This is a genomic window from Sphingomonas sp. M1-B02 (genome assembly GCF_026167525.1).
Taxonomy (GTDB): domain Bacteria; phylum Pseudomonadota; class Alphaproteobacteria; order Sphingomonadales; family Sphingomonadaceae; genus Sphingomonas.
Map to the genome: position 1 here is coordinate 3,233,141 of NZ_CP110679.1, position 19,408 is coordinate 3,252,548.

The 19,408-nt window shown below is 66.6% G+C and carries 19 protein-coding genes and 1 pseudogene; 6 read left to right on the plus strand and 14 right to left on the minus strand.

What is annotated here, in order from left to right; genetic code table 11:
* Window positions 1–148: 148 nt before the first annotated feature.
* Window positions 149–1,189 (minus strand): glycosyltransferase family 2 protein, encoded by a 1,041-nt coding sequence (locus OKW87_RS15595; protein ID WP_265540836.1) that lies wholly within the window; start codon window positions 1,187–1,189, stop codon window positions 149–151.
* Window positions 1,190–1,287: 98 nt separating this feature from the next.
* On the opposite strand from OKW87_RS15595, the gene OKW87_RS15600 reads away from it, so the two are divergent.
* The 3 genes from OKW87_RS15600 to alr are packed head-to-tail and all read left to right on the plus strand — an operon-like array spanning window position 1,288 to window position 5,249.
* A complete protein-coding gene (locus OKW87_RS15600) occupies window positions 1,288–2,565 on the plus strand; it encodes a glycosyltransferase (RefSeq protein ID WP_265540837.1) in 1,278 nt (425 codons plus the stop codon).
* Between the two features lie 54 nt (window positions 2,566–2,619).
* Window positions 2,620–4,209, plus strand: a complete 1,590-nt coding sequence (locus tag OKW87_RS15605; RefSeq protein WP_265540838.1) for an MFS transporter — start codon at window positions 2,620–2,622, stop codon at window positions 4,207–4,209.
* An 11-nt stretch (window positions 4,210–4,220) separates the two neighbouring features.
* Window positions 4,221–5,249, plus strand: coding sequence for an alanine racemase (gene alr / locus OKW87_RS15610; protein ID WP_265540839.1), 1,029 nt, complete (start codon window positions 4,221–4,223; stop codon window positions 5,247–5,249).
* Between the two features lie 27 nt (window positions 5,250–5,276).
* On the opposite strand, the gene OKW87_RS15615 is transcribed toward alr, so the two are convergent.
* Genes OKW87_RS15615 through OKW87_RS15630 form a run of 4 tightly spaced genes read right to left on the minus strand, consistent with a single transcriptional unit; the run spans window position 5,277 to window position 9,197 of the window.
* The gene (locus tag OKW87_RS15615; RefSeq protein ID WP_265540840.1) at window positions 5,277–6,089 is read right to left on the minus strand and encodes an energy transducer TonB; all 813 of its coding nucleotides are present in this window, start codon (window positions 6,087–6,089) and stop codon (window positions 5,277–5,279) included.
* Window positions 6,090–6,112: 23 nt separating this feature from the next.
* Window positions 6,113–6,982 carry a PhzF family phenazine biosynthesis protein gene (locus tag OKW87_RS15620; protein WP_265540841.1) on the minus strand — a complete coding sequence of 290 codons (870 nt, stop codon included), beginning with the start codon at window positions 6,980–6,982 and terminating at the stop codon, window positions 6,113–6,115.
* Window positions 6,983–6,990: 8 nt separating this feature from the next.
* Window positions 6,991–8,166: an acetyl-CoA C-acetyltransferase gene (locus OKW87_RS15625; RefSeq protein WP_265540843.1), complete on the minus strand. Its 1,176-nt coding sequence runs from the start codon at window positions 8,164–8,166 to the stop codon at window positions 6,991–6,993.
* Between the two features lie 35 nt (window positions 8,167–8,201).
* Entirely contained in the window at window positions 8,202–9,197 is a 996-nt protein-coding gene (locus tag OKW87_RS15630) for an alpha/beta fold hydrolase (protein ID WP_265540845.1), read from the minus strand.
* An 86-nt stretch (window positions 9,198–9,283) separates the two neighbouring features.
* Between OKW87_RS15630 and phaR the strand changes: the two genes are divergently transcribed.
* Complete coding sequence (phaR, locus tag OKW87_RS15635) at window positions 9,284–9,865, plus strand: polyhydroxyalkanoate synthesis repressor PhaR (protein ID WP_265540846.1); 582 nt, start codon at window positions 9,284–9,286, stop codon at window positions 9,863–9,865.
* A 30-nt stretch (window positions 9,866–9,895) separates the two neighbouring features.
* On the opposite strand, the pseudogene OKW87_RS15640 reads toward phaR, so the two are convergent.
* A pseudogene (locus OKW87_RS15640) lies at window positions 9,896–10,879 on the minus strand (methyl-accepting chemotaxis protein); the annotation flags it as partial.
* 164 nt (window positions 10,880–11,043) lie between these two features.
* Window positions 11,044–11,862, minus strand: a complete 819-nt coding sequence (locus OKW87_RS15645; protein ID WP_265540847.1) for a class I SAM-dependent methyltransferase — start codon at window positions 11,860–11,862, stop codon at window positions 11,044–11,046.
* A gap of 48 nt (window positions 11,863–11,910) precedes the next feature.
* On the opposite strand from OKW87_RS15645, the gene OKW87_RS15650 reads away from it, so the two are divergent.
* Window positions 11,911–12,099 (plus strand): hypothetical protein, encoded by a 189-nt coding sequence (locus tag OKW87_RS15650; RefSeq protein WP_265540848.1) that lies wholly within the window; start codon window positions 11,911–11,913, stop codon window positions 12,097–12,099.
* Between the two features lie 3 nt (window positions 12,100–12,102).
* On the opposite strand, the gene OKW87_RS15655 is transcribed toward OKW87_RS15650, so the two are convergent.
* Together OKW87_RS15655 and OKW87_RS15660 are read right to left on the minus strand one after the other, a co-directional pair.
* Window positions 12,103–13,251, minus strand: coding sequence for an aspartyl protease family protein (locus OKW87_RS15655; RefSeq protein WP_265540850.1), 1,149 nt, complete (start codon window positions 13,249–13,251; stop codon window positions 12,103–12,105).
* Window positions 13,252–13,298: 47 nt separating this feature from the next.
* Entirely contained in the window at window positions 13,299–14,858 is a 1,560-nt protein-coding gene (locus tag OKW87_RS15660) for a CpaF family protein (protein WP_265540852.1), read from the minus strand.
* A 137-nt stretch (window positions 14,859–14,995) separates the two neighbouring features.
* Between OKW87_RS15660 and OKW87_RS15665 the strand changes: the two genes are divergently transcribed.
* Window positions 14,996–15,415, plus strand: coding sequence for a DUF6265 family protein (locus OKW87_RS15665; protein ID WP_265544156.1), 420 nt, complete (start codon window positions 14,996–14,998; stop codon window positions 15,413–15,415).
* A gap of 191 nt (window positions 15,416–15,606) precedes the next feature.
* Here the strand turns inward: OKW87_RS15665 and OKW87_RS15670 are convergent, their stop codons facing one another.
* The 5 genes from OKW87_RS15670 to OKW87_RS15690 are packed head-to-tail and all read right to left on the minus strand — an operon-like array spanning window position 15,607 to window position 19,349.
* Complete coding sequence (locus tag OKW87_RS15670; RefSeq protein ID WP_265540854.1) at window positions 15,607–15,864, minus strand: ATP synthase F1 subunit epsilon; 258 nt, start codon at window positions 15,862–15,864, stop codon at window positions 15,607–15,609.
* Between the two features lies 1 nt (window position 15,865).
* On the minus strand, window positions 15,866–16,390 hold the full coding sequence (locus tag OKW87_RS15675) for a hypothetical protein (RefSeq protein WP_265540856.1): 525 nt from the start codon (window positions 16,388–16,390) through the stop codon (window positions 15,866–15,868).
* A 5-nt stretch (window positions 16,391–16,395) separates the two neighbouring features.
* Window positions 16,396–17,853 (minus strand): F0F1 ATP synthase subunit beta, encoded by a 1,458-nt coding sequence (gene atpD / locus OKW87_RS15680; protein ID WP_265544157.1) that lies wholly within the window; start codon window positions 17,851–17,853, stop codon window positions 16,396–16,398.
* Window positions 17,854–17,889: 36 nt separating this feature from the next.
* Window positions 17,890–18,456: a hypothetical protein gene (locus tag OKW87_RS15685; RefSeq protein WP_265540857.1), complete on the minus strand. Its 567-nt coding sequence runs from the start codon at window positions 18,454–18,456 to the stop codon at window positions 17,890–17,892.
* Window positions 18,456–19,349 (minus strand): F0F1 ATP synthase subunit gamma, encoded by an 894-nt coding sequence (locus tag OKW87_RS15690; RefSeq protein ID WP_265540858.1) that lies wholly within the window; start codon window positions 19,347–19,349, stop codon window positions 18,456–18,458. The genes OKW87_RS15685 and OKW87_RS15690 overlap by 1 nt, the downstream gene beginning before the upstream one ends.
* Window positions 19,350–19,408 lie beyond the last annotated feature (59 nt).

Below are 19,408 nucleotides of genomic sequence, written 5' to 3' on the forward strand. Positions count from 1 at the left end.
GCTCGCCTGCTGTTTCAGCCGTCACCCCGCCGCAGGCCGGGGCCCAGTTGCAAACCGATGGAGATGGCGGGATGCCGTCGCGCGTCCGCCGTAGCTGGGCCCCGGCCGTCGCCGGGGTGGAACCCCACTCGAAATCGATCAGCGGGTATCAGGCGCGGAGGCGGCCTAGCTCGGCCTGCGCGGCGAACAGCTTCATCTGGGTGCGGGCGGCGTCGAGATTGTGCTGCGCGAGATGGCTTCCGCAACCCTGCAGGCTGCCTTCCAGATCGGGGCGTTCGCCGATTTCCAGGCAGCGCTCCCACGCGCCGATCGCGAGCGGGAGCCAGTCTTCGAGCGCTTGCGCGGGCTCGGCCGCGGCCTGATCGAGCGCGAGATTGCCGAGGACGAAGTAGAAATCGGGGGAGTCCGGCCAGTTGGGCGCCTCGGCATGTGCCAGCGCCAGCGCGGCTTCGCGGCGGCCGGTCTTGCCCAGGCAGTGGAGCTGGCGGACGACCAGCGAGTGGCGCCAGTTCGCCTTGTGCGAGGTCGCGTCCAGCGCGGCGGCATAGCGGGTGCAGGCCGCGGGCAAGTCGCCGCGCATTTCGGCATCCTTGGCGAGCTGGTAGAGGAGGTAGGGATCGCCCGGACGATCCTGGAGCTCGCGCAGCAGGAGCAGGCCATTGCGATCGCGCTTGCGGTCGATCTGCTCCGCCAGATAGCCGTCATGCGCGAGGTGCAGTGCGATGCGGGCGCGCGGCAGCGGCGAGATCGGCTGTTCGTGGACGCGCCCTTCATAGCGTACGCCGCGGGGAAGCAGGCGGGTGAGCCAGCTGCGCCGTTCGCAATCGGGGCCGCGGCCTTCGACGCCACTGCGGACGCATATCGTGCCGAGCCGGACCGGGCCGCGGCACCAGGCGCGCAGGGCGTCGCCGCCCTCGACGATCCATTCGTCGGCGTCGATCACCAGGTTCCAATCGGCATCGGCGAGGTCGAGCGCATGGTTGCGCGCGATCGAGAAATCGTCCGGCCAGGGCAGATGGTGGACCTCGGCGCCGGCGGCTGCGGCCAGCATCGGCGTGGCGTCGGTCGAGCCAGTATCGAGAACCAGCATGCGATCGACATAGGGGCGCACGCTATCCAGGCAACGGGCGATGCAGCGCGCCTCGTCGCGAACGATCAGGACGGCGGCGATGGTCGGGGCATTCAGCATAGGGTCTCGTCCGGCAGTTTGTGTGACGGTGGCAGAGGCTTCCAAAGAAACTGTTAACCATGCCGCTCTACCCTTGCCGTGAAACGCGAGGACGACCGATGATCCCCAAGCTGCTGCATTTCATCTGGGTGGGCGACGAATCCAAATGCCCGCATAACTGCATCGACACCTGGCGCGCGCTGCACCCCGACTGGACGATCCGGATCTGGGGCAATGCCGATCTGGAGCAGCAGGCCTGGCACAATCGCGCGCATATGGAGGACATGTACGGCCACGAGCTGAACGGCGTCGCGGACATGATGCGCTGGGAAATTCTGTACGCGCATGGCGGGATCGTCGTCGATGCGGACAGTATCGCGCTGCGCCCGCTCGACGATCACCTGCTCGACTGCGAGGCCTTCACTTGCTGGGAGAATGAGATCGCGCGGCCCGGGCTGCTCGCGGCGGGCTATTTCGGCAGCGTCGCGCGCAATCCCTTCGTCGGGCAGATCATCCATGACATTGCCGCCGAGGCCAGCGTCACCGATGCCAAGGCGTGGCGCACGGTGGGGCCGCAGCGGCTGACCGAGACCTATCGCAAATGCGGCTATTCCAAGCTGCGCATCTATCCGAGCCACTATTTCATCCCGACGCATTTCACCGGGCTGACCTATGAAGGCAGCGATCCGGTCTATGCCGATCAGCTCTGGGGATCGACCAAGCAGGCCTATGACGAGATTCACAAGCGCGCGGTGCAGCCGCCCGTGGCCGCGGTCTCCCCGCTGGTGGCCAGGCATCCGGCGTATTTCGTCCAGCAGGTGAACGTCAGCAGTGATTTCGCGACGCTGCGCCGGACGGACGTGCTGCGTAGCTTCTGCGAGGGGCAGCGGGTGCTGCATGTCGGCTGCGCGGACTGGCCGATCACCGATCCCCGGACCTCGCTGCACCTGGCGCTGGAGCCGGTCTGCGCGCAGCTCGACGGAGTCGATCCGCATGCCGAGGCGCTGGAGCAGCTCGCGCCCTTCACCAAGGGGCGGCTCTTCTCGAGCCTGGCCGAGGCGACCGATCGCTACGATCTGGTGCTCGTGCCCGAAGTGATGGAGCATGTGCCCAACGTCTCGGACTTCCTGGCGCAGCTCGAGGCGATCGACGCCGATGCCTATCTGATCTCGGTGCCCGACGCCTATCAGTGCCGCAGCCGGCATTTCGACTATGTCGAGGGCAGCGAGACCTTCGTCGAAGTCGTCCACCCCGATCACAACGCCTGGTACACGCCCTACACCTTCGCCAACACGATCCGGAAATATAGCGGGCTGCAGCTCGAGCGGATGTGGTTCTTCAACCGGATCTCGCTGCTGGCCCTGCTCTCAAAGGATGCGATGCGGCTGGCTGCTTGAGGCTTGCCGCTGCGCCGTCACGCGCTACACCTCTCCTCGAACGGGGAGAGCAAGATGACGACGCAGGCCGCGGAGCCGAGTGCCAAGGAGATGCGGCTGGTGATCGGCGCGTCGTCGCTGGGCACCGTGTTCGAATGGTATGATTTCTTCATCTATGGGACGCTCGCCGCATCGGGGATCATCGGGCGGACCTTCTTTCCCGCCGGCAATGAAGTGCTGCAGGCGTTGCTGGCCTGGGCCGGCTTCGCGGTCGGGTTCGGATTCCGGCCGCTGGGGGCGATCCTGTTCGGCTATCTGGGCGACAAGCTCGGGCGCAAATATACCTTCCTGGTGACGATCACGCTGATGGGCGTGGCGACCGCGGGCGTCGGGCTGGTGCCGAGCTATGCGGCGATCGGGATTGCCGCGCCGGTGCTGATCATCCTGCTGCGGATCTGCCAGGGGCTGGCGCTGGGCGGCGAATATGGCGGGGCGGCGATCTATGTCGCCGAGCATTCGAGCCACGGGCGCGCGGGCTTCCATACCAGCTTCATCCAGGCGAGCGTGATCGGCGGGTTCATCCTGAGCATCGCCGTCGTGCTGGTCTGCCGGTTCGGCATGCCGCTGGAAATCTGGAACGCCTGGGGCTGGCGGGTGCCGTTCCTCTTCTCGATCGTGTTGCTGGCGGTGTCGCTGTGGATGCGGCTGAAGCTTTCCGAGAGTCCGGTGTTCAAGGCGATGAAGGAAGCCGGCGAGACCGCGAAGAATCCGTTCGTCGAGAGCTTCATCTATCCCGGCAACCGCAAGCGGCTGTTCGTCGCCTTGTTCGGGATCGCCGCGGGGCTGACGGTGATCTGGTATACCGCGACCTTCTCGGTGCTGTCGTTCCTGCAGGGGCCGATGCGGCTCGATGCCACCGCGGCGCAATTGATCACCGGCGGCGCGGCGGTGATCGGGATCGTCTTCTTCATTTTCTTCGGCCATCTGTCGGATCGGGTGGGGCGCAAGAAGCCGATCGTGATCGGCTATGCGCTGACGCTGGTGCTGCTGTTCCCGCTCTTCTGGGTGATCGGCAACGCCGCCAATCCGGAGCTTGCGGCGGCGGCGCGGCGGGCGCCGGTGATCGTCACCGGGCCGCACTGCGGATACGACCCCTTCGCGAGCGTGCAGCCCGACGAGTGCGGCAAGCTGCTCGATTATTTCTCGAAGAAAGGCGTGACCTACAATACCGCGAAGGCGCCGGCGGTGACCGTCTCGATCGGTGGCAATCCGGTGAACGACACAGAGCCTGCCGCGCTCGACGCGGCGCTGGCGGCGGCGGGCTATCAGCTCGATCGGGTGGTGCCTTCGGGCGGAAACCTGGTGGTGATCGTGCTGGCGATCCTCGGGCTGGTGGCGCTTTCGGGGGCGACCTATGGCCCGGTGGCGGCACTGCTGAGCGAGATGTTTCCCTCGCGGATCCGCTACAGCTCGATGTCGATCCCCTATCATATCGGCACCGGCTATTTCGGCGGCTTCCTGCCGCTGATCAGCCAGTTGATCGTCGCCAAGACCGGCGATCCCTATGCCGGGCTCTGGTACACCTTCGCGGTGGTGGCGCTGGCGCTGGTGGTGACGGTGTGGGGGCTCGAAGAGACGGTGGCGCCGAAGCCCGTACGGCGCTAATCGCTGCGGCGATGACTGGATCCCCGCTACGGCTGCGCCTCGATGGCGCGGCACTCGTCGACAATTGGCGGCTGCTTGATCGGCTGAGCGGGGCGGCGGCGTGCGGCGCGGCGGTGAAGGCCAACGGCTATGGGCTGGGCGCGCGTGAGGTGGTGCGGCGGTTGCAACGCGCCGGATGTCGGGATTTCTTCGTGGCGACCTGGGCCGAGGCTGCGGCACTGGCCGATCTGCGCGTCGATATCGCCGTGCTGCACGGCGTGCGCGAGGCGGATCTCGGCTTTGATTTGCCCGAGCGAATCCGGCCCGTGCTGAGCACGGCGAACCAGGTGCGTCGCTGGCAGGATTCGGGCGGGGGCCCCTGCGACGTGATGGTCGACACGGGGATGAATCGGCTGGGTGTGTCGTTGGAGGATGTGGCGAGCGGGCTGCTAGACGGGCTGGCGATCGACACGCTGATGAGCCACCTCGCCTGCGCCGACGAGGATGTGCCGCTGAACGCAGTGCAGCGCGATCGGCTGGCGGGGCTGCAGGGGCGCACCTCCGCCAAGCGGCTGAGCCTGGCCAATTCGGCGGGGATCGCGCTGGGGGTGGACTATGGCTTCGACCTGACGCGGCCGGGGATATCGCTGTACGGCGGCGTCCAGCGCGCGGGGCATGCCGGGATACGGCAGGTGGTAACGCCCGAGGCGCAGGTGCTGCAGCGGCGGCGGGTGAAGGCGGGCGAGATCGTCGGCTACAACGCGACCTTCGTGGCGACGGCGGACATGGACGTGGCGGTGCTCAACATCGGTTATGCGGACGGATATCTGCGCTGCTTCTCGGGCAAGGGGCGCGCGTGGGTCGGCGATGTGGCGGTGCCGGTGATCGGGCGGGTGTCGATGGACATGACCGCGATCGCGGTGGATGCCGTGCCGGAGCTGGTCGAGGGGGATTGGGTTGCGATGGACTATGAGTTGCCGGAGACGGCGGCGCTTAGCGGGTTGTCGCAGTATGAGTTGCTGACGGGATTGGGGAAGCGGTTCGAGCGGGTTTGGAGATGACGAAACCTCGGTTGGTCGATCTATCTATTAGGGAATTTGCCAGAGAATGGATCTGCCGGCGGGCGCCGGTATGGGCGTGCCGTCTGCTCCGAGGGCAGGAGAGTAGCGCGCTCGCTTGAGCATCAGCGAACACGACAGCGAATCGAGGTCAGGATGGCCGCTGCTCTGGACGATCACGCAATTCTTGGCTCGACCATCTACATCAATCGTCCATCGCATGCGGACGTAGCCGGTGCGTTTCCCCAACAGCGCCTTGACGGGATAGTCATCGGTTGTGACCCACGTTTCGGGATGGTCTGCCACCGCATATTTAGTCACCTTCTTCAGTGCGGCGAGATCATATCCCCAATGCGTTAGCAACATATCTTCACATTGGGCGATGGTGCGCATCGCACCCGCCGAATTCGCTAGTGCGAGGTGAATTGGCCTCTCTTTGCCCGCAATGAGTCGAAGGGAGGTAGCTCCGGCAAAGTTCGATATGTCGGCACGAGGTACTGAGAAACGCACAAGCCGTTTGCCGGGAATCGTATAGTCACGAAACGAGCCGTTCGCCTTCTGCCCACTAGGTAGCAATTCGACCGAAGCGTCCTGACCCACTCGGTAAAAATTCTTGCCTGAGTACGGCGTCATCACGACCAGTTCGATGTCGTCATCGGCGGGTACGGGGCGGATCGCGAAAGTCGCCTGATCCGGCCCCCGCCCAAAGGTCCGAGACAGGACGCACATCGACTCTTCGAACTCGGCGACCCAAGGGCCGCTATGCACCCGGGGGACATCGGGGGCAGTCTGCGCCGCTACCGGAGCCGCGAGTGCCGTCGCACACAGAAACGCGCATTTCATCAGCTTGCCCCCTTCAAAGCGGATTAGATCGAGACGGTACCGCTGAACACCTCCACGCAGCCACCACCCACACTCGCCCGGACTCCGTCGCTCGCCTTCCAAGCCCGCAACGCCAGCCGGCTTTCGCGGCCCATCTCCACCCCCTGCACCGCTTCATAAGCCAGCTCGGACTCGCCCGAGAGCGACAGGCGGAGCGCGGCGAGGGCGGCGTTGGCGCTGCCGGTGGCGGGGTCTTCCCAGGTCCCGGATAGCGGCGAGAACATGCGGGCGCAGATGCCGGCGCCGTCCTGCGCGTACAGGAAGATCGAGAGGCGGCCCTTGCCCGAAGGATGCGCGGTGGCGGCGCGGCGATAGGCCGGCATGTCGGGTGCGGCGCGGGCAAGCGCGTCGGGTGCGACTTCGACCAGGATGAAGTCGACGCCGACGCTGGCGCGCACGGGCTCATGCGCGGTGACGATGATGTCCTCGACCGGCAGCGACAGGCAGGCGGCGATATCCGGCACCGGCAATTCGCCGAGCAGGCTCAGCGGCTGCGGCGCGTCGATCTCGGCGCCGTTTTCGGAGAGGCGCACTTCGACGATTCCCGCGATTTCCTCGAAGCGCAGCACCGGTTCATGCACATGGCCCAGCCGCGCCAGCACGAAGGCCGTGCCGACATTGGGGTGGCCGGCGAAGGGCATCTCGGCGGTGCGGGTGAAGATGCGCACTTGCGCAGTGTTGGCCGGGTCCTGCGGGGGCAGGACGAAGGTCGTCTCGCTATAGTTCAGCTCGGCGGCGAGCGCCTGCATCGTCGCGGTATCGAGCCCGCTCGCGGCCGGAAAGACCGCGAGCGGATTGCCGCCAAAGCGGCGGTCGGTAAAGACGTCGACGGTGTGATAGGCGTATTCGGCCACCGACGGGCTCAGTCGCGCGCGATGCACATGGCGATGCCCATGCCGCCGCCGATGCAGAGCGTGGCGAGGCCCTTCTTGGCGTCGCGCTTCTGCATTTCGTAGATGAGCGTAGTCAGCACGCGCGCGCCCGATGCGCCGATCGGGTGGCCGATCGCGATCGCGCCGCCATTCACGTTGACCTTTTCGGCATCCCAGCCGAGCTCCTTGCCGACCGACAGCGCCTGCGCGGCGAAGGCTTCGTTGGCTTCGATCAGATCGAGATCGGCGATGCTCCAGCCGGCCTTCTCGAGCGCCTTCTTCGAGGCGGGGACGGGGCCGATGCCCATGATCGAGGGATCGACGCCGGCCGACGCCCAGCTCTTGATCACCGCGAGGATCGGGCTGCCGCGCTTTTCGGCTTCTTCGCGCGACATGATCACCAAAGCGGCGGCGCCGTCGTTGAGCCCCGAGGCATTGGCGGCGGTGACGGTGCCGTCCTTCTTGAAGGCGGGGCGCAGCCCGGCGATGCCGTCGACGGTGGCGCCGGCGCGGATATATTCGTCGTCGGCGACGATCGTGTCGCCCTTGCGGCCCTTGACGGTGACGGCCGAAATCTCATCCTTGAAACGGCCCGAGCTGCGCGCCGCCTCGGCGAGATTCTGCGAGCGGACGGCGAATTCGTCCTGATCGCCGCGGGTGACCTGATATTGCTCGGCGAGATTTTCGGCGGTGATGCCCATATGATAGCCGTTGAAGACGTCGGTCAGGCCATCCTTGATCATCGTGTCGACCAGCGTCACGTCGCCCATCTTGGTGCCCGGGCGCAGCGACTGGGCGTGGGTGGACATCGACATCGATTCCTGCCCGCCCGCGACGACGATCGTCGCGTCGCCGGTCTTGATCGCCTGATAAGCGAGCGCGACGGCGCGGAGGCCAGAGCCGCAGACCTGCTGGACGCCCCAGGCGGGGACTTCCTTGGGGATGCCGGCGTTCATCGAGGCCTGGCGCGCGGGGTTCTGGCCCTGCGCGGCCGTGAGCACCTGGCCGAGGATCACTTCGTCGACTTCCTCGCCCTTGACCCCGGCCTGCTCCAGCGCGGCCTCGATCGCGACGCGGCCGAGCTCGTGCGCGGGCGTGGACGCGAAGGCGCCGAGGAAGGCGCCGACGGGGGTGCGCTTGGCGGCGGTGATGACGATATCGGTCATGAAGGCTCCTGCGATCTGTCTTTTGACGTTGGCGCCTATCTAGTCGCGCGCAGTCCGCTTAGCCAGTCCGCGAGCGGCTGCCACAAAGCGGCGCGTGCGCGGCCGCCGACGATCATGCCGACATGGCCCATCGCGAGCTCGCGCACCTCGCCGATCCGCGCCGCGCTGGCCGCGGGGACGATGCGATCGGTGGTGGAAACGAAGGACAGCGCGGGGCAATCGAGCGACTGGGGGTCGACGGTTTTGCCTTCGATCGTCCACCTGCCCGCACCCGGCAGGTCGGCCGAGAAGAAATCGTCGAACATCTGACGGCCCGCGGCGAAGGTGAGCGGGGCGCCGCCGTTGGCCCAATCCTCGAGCGCGACGAAGGCGCGGGCCTCGGCGCTGCCGCCTGGAGCCAAGCGGGCGAAGCGTTCGAACTTGGCGACGGTGCGGGCGGGGTCGAGCTGCCAGAAGCCCGATTGGAGCACTTCCATCGGCACCACGCCGAGCTGCGCGCAGGTGGCATATGCCTCGTCCCACAGCGCCGAGATCGGATCGAGCGCGTCGCCATAGGCCGAGAAGCGCCACGGCGCGGCGATCGTGACGAGCCCGGCGAGCGTCGTCGCGGCGGCGGCGGCGATCGCCATCGTTCCGCCCAGGCAGTAGCCGACCAAGGCGGGCGGGCGATCGAGGCTGTGCAGCAGCGGGAGCAGCAACCGCTCGACATGCGCGGTGGCGTCCTGTGCGTGGTCGTCGGGGGTGGGGGTTCCCCAATCGACCAGCAGCGGGCGGACGCCCTGGCGGCTCAACCAGCGCAGCAGCGAATTGCCGCGCGCGAGATCCAGCACAAGCGGCGGATTGATCAGCGAGGGCACGAAGACGACCGGCAGGCCGCTGCCGCCATAATCGCGCAGCTTGGCGCGCCCGGCCGTCGCGATCGCGGGCTTGGGTGGGCGCGGCGCGGGGCGCTCCGCGTCCTGATATGCACGCAGCCCGGCCAATGCCGCGGCGCGGCGTTCGGGGGATGCTGCAGTCTCGCTGCGCAGCAACGCAAGAAACAGTGGAAGGGGCCGTGGCCCTTGTTGCGATGCGGCATTAAAGGATGCTAGATAGTCGCTCACGCGCGGGGGGTTCCATGAAGAAAACTGCTACTGGCAACGGTCCGGTCATCATCAAGAAGTATGCGAACCGCCGCCTCTACAACACCGAAACCTCGTCTTACATCACGCTGGAACATCTCGCGGCGATGACGCGCGAGGGCCGCGACTTCAAGGTCGTGGACGCCAAGACCGACGACGACATCACCCATAATGTGCTCACCCAGATCATCATGGAAGAGGAATCGCGCGGCCAGACGATGCTGCCCGTCAATTTCCTGCGCCAGCTGATCTCGCTATATGGCGATTCGATGCAGGCGATGGTTCCGGGCTATCTCGAAGCCTCGATGGACAGCTTCCGCCGCAACCAGGAACAGTTCAAGTCCGCGGTCGAGGGCGCCTTCGCCAATTCTCCCTTCGCCGAGATCGCCAAGCGCAACCTGGCGATGTTCGAAGCGGCTGCGGAAGCGTTCAAGCCCGGGCAGGTTCCCGGTATGCCGGGTGTGTCCGGTGCGCCGGTAGCCCCGGCTGCGTCCGCGACGGAGAGCGGCGACGATGTCTCCGCGCTCAAGGCCGAGCTCGCTCGACTGCAGGACAAGATCGAAAAACTGGGGAAGTAAGCGGCGCTGCCCTCCTTGAGAGGGGCGGCCTCAGCGGAATCGCGCGCGCAGGCCTCCCAGCGCCGCGTCGATCTCTTCCTTGGTCAGCATATTCTGCTCGATGACGCAGCGCAGGCCAAGGCCGGCGAAGCCGTGATAGTCGGCGGCAGTGGCGAAGGCGATGGTGGCGTCGGCGCGGGGTTCGGCGCCGCGTACCGCGTTGGCGGGCAGGGGAATGATCTCGCCATAGCGCGTGCCGGTCGAATCGGCGACCACCCGCGCCGATTCGTCGACGATCGCGATGCGGGTGCGCGCCCAGTCCTTGTCGCCGAGCAGCGAGCGATCGGAGATGATCGCCGGGACATGCCCCTCCCAATCGAATTCGAGATAGAAGACGCCGGCGGGGGTGCCGTGCTGGCCGCGCGGGCGGATGCCCGTGACGAAGACCAGGACCGCGCGATGATCGGACCAGGGGTTTTGCCAGACCGCGTCGGTGAACCAATTATCGCGATGGGTGCTGGCCATTGCGTTGCGATATTGCGAGGCGTCGGAGAGATTGGTCTCGCGGACGCGCGCATGAGGGTCCGACGAGACGATGACCCTGCCCTGCGCATCGGCAATGAAGGCGTTGACATAATAAGGCGAAGTCGCGGCGAGCACAGCCAGGCGTGACTCGGCCGCGGCGAGATTTTCCGGAGTGGGATCCAGCGTCGCGGCGACTATCTCGGCGTCGGACGCCATCAGCCGCAGGTCGATACTGCGACCATAGAGGTGCCGCGTGACGTTCTGGATCAACGCCTGGGCCAGCTCGACCAGCCGGGTGCCCTCGATATCGCCGACCATCTCGTCGGCGATGCCCGCGCCCATCGCCAGCCGTTCACGCACTTCGGAGCGAAATTCGTGGCTGGCGTGGCGGGCCTGCTGGGCAAGCGCCTTCACTTCCTGTGCGACGACCGAAAAGCCGCGCCCGGCCTCCCCCGAACGGGCGGCCTCGATCGCGGCGTTGAGTGCGAGAAGATTGGTGCGCGCGGCGATCTGTTCGCTCGTGCTGGCGAAACTGTCGACCTCGTCTTGCAGGACGGACAGGAGGGAACGGATGCGGCGTGGCACGAACAAGGGTGCTACGCGAGATTGGTTAATGGGCGGTTCTTGCCGATGCGGGCGCGAGCCCTCCCCCCGCGGGAGGGGAGGGGTTGCGGTCAGGGCTTGCGGAACTTGAGCGTCATGCGATCGCTTTCGCCGATCGCTTCATATTTGGCGCGGTCGACATCCTTGAGGCGATAACTGGGAGGAAGCGTCCACACGCCATCGGCCCAGTCCGCGCTGTCCTTGGGATTGGCATTGACCTCGGAAGCGGCGACGAACCGGAACCCTGCGGCTTCGGCCAAGCGGCGCACGGTGGAGACCTTCATATAGCCGCTGGTCCGCTCGCGTTCGGCGCTGGCGCCCTCGGGGAGGCGATGATCCTCGATGCCGAGCGTGCCGCCAGGCTTGAGCATCGCGAACATCTGCGCGAACGCCTCGGCCGAATAATCCGCCTTGTCGGGGCGGCCGGCGCCCATCCGCCAGTTATGGACGTTGCGGAACGTGAGGACCGCGTCGGCGGTGCCGTCTGCAACCTTGGGCTGGCCCTCCGCCCAGGGGAAGGCGGCCAGCTTGACCTTGCCATAGACGGCGGGGTTCGCCGCCTGGAGCGTCTGGACGCCCTTCAGGCCATTGGGCCAGGGGCCGGCGGCATAGAGCGTGCCCTTCGCCAGCGTCAGCGGCGCGAGGATCTCGGTGTACCAGCCGCCGCCGGGCCAGATCTCGACGACGGTGTCGTCGGGTTCGACGCCGAAGAAGGCAAGCGTCTCGGCCGGATGGCGATATTTGTCGCGGGCGAGGTTGGCGGGGGTGCGCGTCGCCGCGGAGGTCGCTTCGTGGATCGCGTGGCGGTGAGTCTGGGGCGCGCCGACGGCGACACTGGTGAAGGCGACGGCAGTGGTGAGCATTGCTAGGACAGTCAGGGTCTGGCGCATGGGATTTCCTTGCCTATCTGGCATTGGCCACGGGGAAGTCTCGATTCGATGCAACCACAATTATGGAGCGGTGCGGCTGCAGCGCTGTTACTAGCAGTTGCGAGCGGTTTTGCCGAGGGTCGGCGGAGCAAGCGTGCCGATCTGGATCGCGCCGGCTTCATGCCGTGGTCGCTGATCCAGATATTGGCGATGCTGGCAGCACTGGTCTGCGCCAGCCTGGCGCTGAACTTGCGATAGTGTTCAGTAGAAGCGTGCGAGCTTCAGGGTGCGCCGGGTGCCGTGGCACAGAGTCAGGCTGATCGTGCGGCCCGGAGTGCCGACGCTCCATTCGACGAGGCCCTGGCGATCGACCTGATCGGCGATGTCGCGACCTTCGGCGGCGCAGATCGTCTCGCCGGGCCTCCACCCGCCGAGCGCGGCCGGCGAGCCGCGCATGACATGGACCACCCGCAGCGATGCGGCGGTAAAGTCGAGGAGCAGCCCGCTGGTCGAGCGGATGACGGGCGCCGCGATCGTCTTGCCCGGCTGCAGGATCATCCGGCCCGCGCCGGGATCGAGCAAAACACGATACCGCTGGAGCAGTCCTGATCCGAGCCGGCCGGCGGCGCCGATGCGCGCGGTGAAGCCGCCCTCGCCCTCGACGCGGACTTCGCTTTCGACCGGAGCGAGGCCGGGGAGGGCGACCGATGGGACCACGGCGATCTGGGTGACGCTGGCGCCGCCCATTCCCCAGCCGATCGTGGTGGTGACCGGCGAGCCGCGATAGTCGACCGAGGCCCAAGCGGCGCGGCTGAGCGTGAGCGCGGCGCCGTCGCCGGTATCGACGACGATCGGCCGCAGCCGCCGCGCGCCGATCCGGACTTCGGACTGGTACACGCCCGAGGCGCGGGCGCGGGTGAGGGGAACGATGGTGCCGGCGAAGGGCATCCGCCCACTGGGAAGCATGCGGAAGCGGCGCGCGTCATAGTCGATCTCGAGCGCGCAGCAGGCGAGGATGTCGCTGCCGAGGAAGGCATCGGCGCCGAAGCGTTCTCCGCTGGCGGCAGCTATGCCGATCCGTCCGCCCCGGCGCGCGAGGCCGCCGAAGGTGAGCGACGCGAGGTTCGCCCAATCGACATCGACACTCCCCCCGATCGCGGCGGCGCGCTGGCGGCGATAGGCAATGAGGCCGGCAGTGCGCGCGAAGGCGGCGGTGACGATCGTGTCGCTGAGGCCGGTATCGAGGATGGCGTGGGCCGCGTGGCCGTTCAGCTCGAGCGCGAAGCGGATCTGGTTGTAGGGAGTAAGCTCGAATGCGACCCAGCGCGCTTCGGTGTCAGGGGTGAGGCTGGTCGCGGCCTTCGGTTCGGCCTGGACGAGCGCGAAAGCAGGGAGGAGGAAGGCCAGCATCGCCCGTGCTCTAGCGGGGCGCCCAGGCGCGTGCGACTCCTAAGCCGTTACAGGCACGCCTCGAGCAACGCGCTGTCGAAGCCGAACATCTTGGCCTTGTCGAGCGTGTAGGGGCGCAGGCCCATCGAGCGATACTCGCCGAGGATCTTGCCGTCGGCCGACTCGTCGAGATATTCGAACTTGAACAGCTCCTGCGTCACGATGACGGGGCCTTCCATGCCGATCACTTCGGTGATGTTGGTCACGCGGCGCGAACCGTCGCGCAGGCGCTTCACCTGGATGATGAGATCGACCGAGTCGGCGATCTGGCGGCTGATCGCCTCCTTCGGCACCTTGATGTCCGACATCATCACCATATTCTCCATACGGGCGAGCGCCTCGCGCGGGGAATTGCTGTGGAGCGTGCACATCGAGCCATCATGGCCGGTGTTCATGGCCGAAAGCATGTCGAAGCATTCGGATCCACGAATTTCGCCGAGGATGATGCGATCGGGGCGCATACGCAGGGCGTTCTTGACGAGATCGCGGATGCTGATCTCGCCCTGGCCCTCGAGGTTGGGCGGGCGGGTCTCGAGCGGGAGCCAGTGTGGCTGCTGGAGACGAAGCTCGGCGGCGTCCTCGATCGTCAGCACGCGCTCGCCGGGGTCTATCATCTTGGAGATGGCGTTGAGCATCGTCGTCTTGCCCGAGCCGGTGCCGCCCGAGATGACGACATTGAAGCGGCTGGCGCCGGCGATCTTGAGCATCGTCGCCATCTTCTGCGACATCGACCCGCCCTGCGCCATCATGTCGAGCGTGATCGGTTTGGCGGAGAATTTACGAATCGAGATGGCGGTGCCGCGCAAGGAGAGCGGGGGCACGATGACGTTGACGCGGCTGCCGTCCTTGAGGCGGGCGTCGGCGAGGGGGGTAGTCTGATCGACGCGGCGGCCGACCGAGTTGCAGATGCGCTGCGCGATCTGGAACAGATGCTCTTCATCGCGAAAATTGATGTTGGCGAGCTCGAGCTTGCCCTTGCGCTCGATATAGGTCTGCTCGGGGCCGTTGACCATGATGTCCGAGATAGCCGGATCGGCGAGCAATTCCTCCAACGGCCCAAGGCCGAGGAGTTCGTCGACGAGCACCTTTTCGAGCGCAAACTGCTCGCGGCGGTTGAGCGTCAGCTTCAGCTCGGCGAGCACTTCGCCGATGATCGGGCGGAATTCCTCAGCCAGCTCGTCCTTGGAGAGCGTTGCCGCGGCCTCGGGGTCGACTCGTTCGAGCAGGCGAGGGAGCACCTGTTCCTTGATGCGGTGAATCGAGGCCTCGAAGCCCTCGACGCGCGAATTGCCGGCGTCGCCCGATTGCGCCTGGCGATCGGCGAGGCGCTGCATCGCATCGCCATTGGCGGCGCTGCCCGAAGCGGGATCGCGCTGCTCCATGATGTCGAGATCGCCGGAGGCGCCGGGGAGCGGCACGCTGCCGATCGGCGGAAATTGCTCACCGCCCAGTGGAGAATCGGAAGGGCGCGGAGCCGGTCCGGGTCCCTGCATCGGGCGTGCGACGCCAAACGCAGGCCTGCCGCCTGTTCCTCCGCTCGTTCCGCTGCGTCGTCCGAAAGCGCTCATTACGGCTCTTGATCCCCGTGGTGATGACGGGGTTAGCGGCCAAGGCTTGAGAATATACTAACCATCGGCGGCCCGATGCGAATTGCCGCGGACGCGGCGATATGGGAGCAAGGCGCAAAGGAAGTTCGGTGTTGTTGATGCTCGTGCCACTATTGCTGGCCGCCGCCCCGCCCCAGGCGCTGCACTTGCCGACCTGGCTGGTGGGCGAATGGTGCGAGCAGACCGAGCGGGCCAGGAGCTGCGAGACGTGGCGTGCCGTCGGGAGCGCGATGACCGGCTCGTCCGAGGTGGTGCGCGCCGATGGCGAATCGTCGGGGGAGCAGATGCGGATCGGGACGGTGCGCGGGAAGACCGTCTTTACCGCGACGCCCGATGGGGACCCGCCCGCTGACTTCGTGCTGGTGCGCCATGGCCCGGGCGAGATGCTGTTCGAGAATGCGGCGAACGAATATCCGCAGCGGATCCGCTATTGGCGCGAGGGTGCGCTGTTGAAGGCGGAGATTTCGATGCTGGATGGTAGCCGGCGGCTGAGTTGGACGTATCGGCGGGTGAAATGAGCGGGCTCCCCTCCCTTTCAGGGAGGGGTTGGGGGTGGGTGGCGAGCGTAGCGAGCCTCCGACGGTCACCACTATAAGCTCCAGTCGAGGCATCGAGCCTCGCCTGAAGCTAAACCCACCCCTTACCCCTCCCTTTCAGGGAGGGGATGTTCAGGGGCCTCCTCCCATACAGGGAGGGGGGATTTTGCTTATTACTCGGCGCGCTCTGCGAGCACGGTCAGGCCGCGCTCGTTGACCTCGGCGAAGCCGCCTTCGATGCGGATCGTCTGGGGGGTCTCGCTCATCGAGCTCTTGTAGATTTCCAGCGTGCCGTCGCGGACCGTGGACATCAGGGGGGCATGGCCCTCCAGCACGCCGAAATCGCCCTCGGTGCCGGGGACGACGACCATATGGACCTCCTCGGAGCGGACGAGGCGTTCGGGGGTGACGAGTTCGAAATGCAGGGCCATTTTATTCCGCCGTGACGAAGAGTTGAGCGACCACCGTGGGTTCGGGAACCCCGGCCTGGATGAGCTGGACGTTGAGCATCTGCCCGTCGACCCGCCCCTTATAGGATTCGAGCTTCACCGCGCCGCGATCGCCCGTATTGGTGAGGTCCGCCTTGAAGGGGACCCCCATCTGCGCCATGCCCGATCGCAGCCGGGCCAGCGCCTTGTCGCGATTGGCGCCGGTGACGACGACGCTGCAGACCTTCTGCGGTGCGCCGCCGAACGAAATCTCGCCGTCGGCGCGGTTCGCGGTGACCATCTGCAGCTCGCCGAAGCGCGGATTGGGCGCCTTCTCGACGATCGGCGCGAAGCCGAAGGCCACGAGCCTGGGATTGTCTGCCAGCGCGAACTGGCCGGCGAGGAAGCGCGGGCAATAGCCATAGGCCAGGTCCGCGCTCACCTGATCGATCGCCGGCTTGACGTCCTGCGTCGCCGCGGCTGCCGGAAGCAGCAGTGCGCAGGCGGCGAGAGCCAGACGGCGCCACATCGGGATCAGGCGTCCTCGGCCATCTTCTGGGCCTTGGCGACTGCCTCGTCGATGCCGCCGACCATGTAGAAGGCGCTCTCGGGCAGATGGTCATATTCGCCTTCGACCACGGCCTTGAACGACTTCACCGTATCCTCGATCGCGACGAACTTGCCGGGGATGCCGGTGAACACTTCGGCGACGTGGAACGGCTGGCTGAGGAAGCGCTGGATCTTCCGGGCGCGGCTGACGGTGAGCTTATCCTCTTCCGAAAGCTCGTCCATGCCCAGGATGGCGATGATGTCCTGCAGCGACTTGTAACGCTGCAGCGTCTCCTGGACGGCGCGGGCGGTGTCATAATGCTCCTGGCCGACGATCGCCGGCGTGAGCACGCGCGACGTCGAGTCGAGCGGATCGACTGCCGGGTAGATGCCCAACTCCGAGATGGCGCGGTTGAGCGTGGTGGTCGCGTCCAGATGGGCGAACGACGTTGCCGGCGCCGGATCGGTAAGATCGTCGGCGGGGACGTAGATCGCCTGCACCGAGGTGATCGAACCCTTGTTGGTCGAGGTGATGCGCTCCTGCAGCGCGCCCATGTCGGTCGACAGGGTCGGCTGATAGCCCACCGCCGAAGGAATGCGGCCGAGCAAAGCCGACACTTCCGAACCCGCCTGGGTGAAGCGGAAGATGTTGTCGACGAAGAACAGAACGTCCTGGCCTTCGACATCGCGGAAATATTCTGCGATCGTCAGGCCCGAGAGCGCGACGCGGGCGCGGGCGCCCGGCGGCTCGTTCATCTGGCCGAATACGAGCGCGACCTTCGAACCCTCGGGCGTCGGATTGCCGTCGGCATCCTTGGCGATGACGCCCGCGTCGAGGAATTCGTGATAGAGATCGTTGCCCTCGCGGGTGCGCTCGCCGACGCCGGCGAACACCGAGACGCCGCCATGGCCCTTGGCGATATTGTTGATCAGCTCCTGGATGAGCACGGTCTTGCCCACCCCGGCGCCGCCGAACAGGCCGATCTTGCCGCCGCGCGCATAGGGCGCGAGCAAGTCGATGACCTTGATGCCGGTGACCAGGATCGCGCTTTCGGTCGACTGATCAACGAAGGGCGGCGCGGATGCGTGGATCGGCGCGGTCTGGGTGTGGCCGACGGGGCCGCGCTCGTCGATCGGCTCGCCGATGACGTTGAGAATGCGGCCGAGCGTCATCGGGCCGACGGGCACGCGGATCTGCGAGCCGGTATCGGTCACGCGCTGGCCGCGGGTGAGGCCCTCGGTCGAATCCATCGCGATCGTGCGAACCGTATTCTCGCCGAGATGCTGCGCGACTTCGAGGACGAGGCGGTTGCCGTTATTGTCGGTCTCGAGCGCCGACAGGATCGACGGCAGGCCGGCGTCGAACACGACGTCGACGACGGCGCCGATCACCTGCGAGATGCGGCCGACATTCTGGGTGCCCGAGTCGGTGGGGCGAGTCATTTCAGGCGCGGTAGCCATGATATCTTCCTTGGCGGTCTAGCTGTTGGCGGGGGCACTAGCCCCGGTGCGAGTGAAAGTCACGAGTAGCTGGTCTGCGGTCTTCTCGATCGCATAGGGCGTGCCCGAAAGCGCGCCCTTGGCCGATTTTCCCTCGGCGATCGCGTCATGGATCGGCTTGGCGTCGATCTTCGACTGGAACAGGAAATCGCGGACGAGATCGGCCATGCGCGCCTGCGCATCGCCGGCGCCCGGGGCGTCGGTGATCGAGAGATCGAAGGCGATCGTGTCGATCTTGTCCGCGGCCTTGCCGCTGGCGGCGAAGGCGATGCGGTTGGGCTTCGCGGAACCGCTGCTGGAGATCATCACCGGCCCGCCGCTGCTGCGATAGGCACCTTCGGCGGCGGCATAAGGCGTTGGGCGGAAGCCGAACTGGTTCGCCGCACCCAGCGCCGCATCGGGCGTGAAAGCGCGGTCCCAGCCGGTAAGCTTGGCAACCTCGCCGGCGCGGGCGGCTTCCTTCGCCTGCAGCGTCGGCCCCGACGGCGCAGGCTTGCAGCCAGCGGTCAGCGCGACGGCGAGGAGAAGGGCCGCGGGCAGGCGCATCAGAGGGCTTCGGCGCCAGAGATGATCTCGACCAGCTCGGTCGTGATCGCGGCCTGGCGCGCGCGGTTATACTGGATCGACAGCCGCTTGATCAGATCGCCGGCGTTGCGCGTGGCATTGTCCATCGCGGTCATCTTCGAGCCCTGCTCGGAGGCCGCATTCTCGCGGATCGCGCGATAGAGTTGGATCGCGACGTTGCGCGGCAGCAGATCGGCGAGGATCGACTCCTCGTCGGGCTCGTAGATCACCGCGGCGTCGGCAGCGGTGCCGGCCGGGGCAGCCGTCGTGGTGGCCGCGGGAAGCGCGACCGGGATGATCTGCTGCGCGGTCGGCTCCTGGGTCAGGACCGACTTGAAGTTCGAGTAGAACAAGGTCGCAACGTCGAACTCGCCGGCCTCGTAGCGCGCGACGAGATCGTCGGCGAAACCGCGAGCATCGGCGAAGCCGAGCTTGCCGAGATCGCCGGGCTCGACGCCGTGGACCATGTTGGCGCGGAACTCGCGGTTGAGCACGGCGCGGCCCTTGCGGCCGATCGTGTAGATCTTGACCGTCTTGCCCGCGGCGGTGAGCTCGCGGGCATGCTTGCGCGCCAGGCGGGCGATGTTGGTGTTGAACGCGCCGGCCAGGCCCTTGTCCGACGTGGCGACGACGAGCAGGTGGACCTGATCCTTGCCGGTGCCGGCGAGCAGCTTGGGGCTGGATTCGCTGACGGTCACCTTCGAGCCGAGGCTGGCGACGACGCTTTCGAGCCGCTGGGCGTAGGGACGCCCGGCTTCCGCCGCCTCCTGCGCACGGCGCAGCTTGGCGGCGGCGACCATCTTCATCGCCTTGGTGATCTTCTGCGTCGACTTTACCGAGCCGATGCGAAGCTTCAGTACCTTGAGACTGGCCATCCTAGTTCGTCACAATCTCTTCTTCTGTCGTCATCCCGGCGAAAGCCGGGATCCAGGGT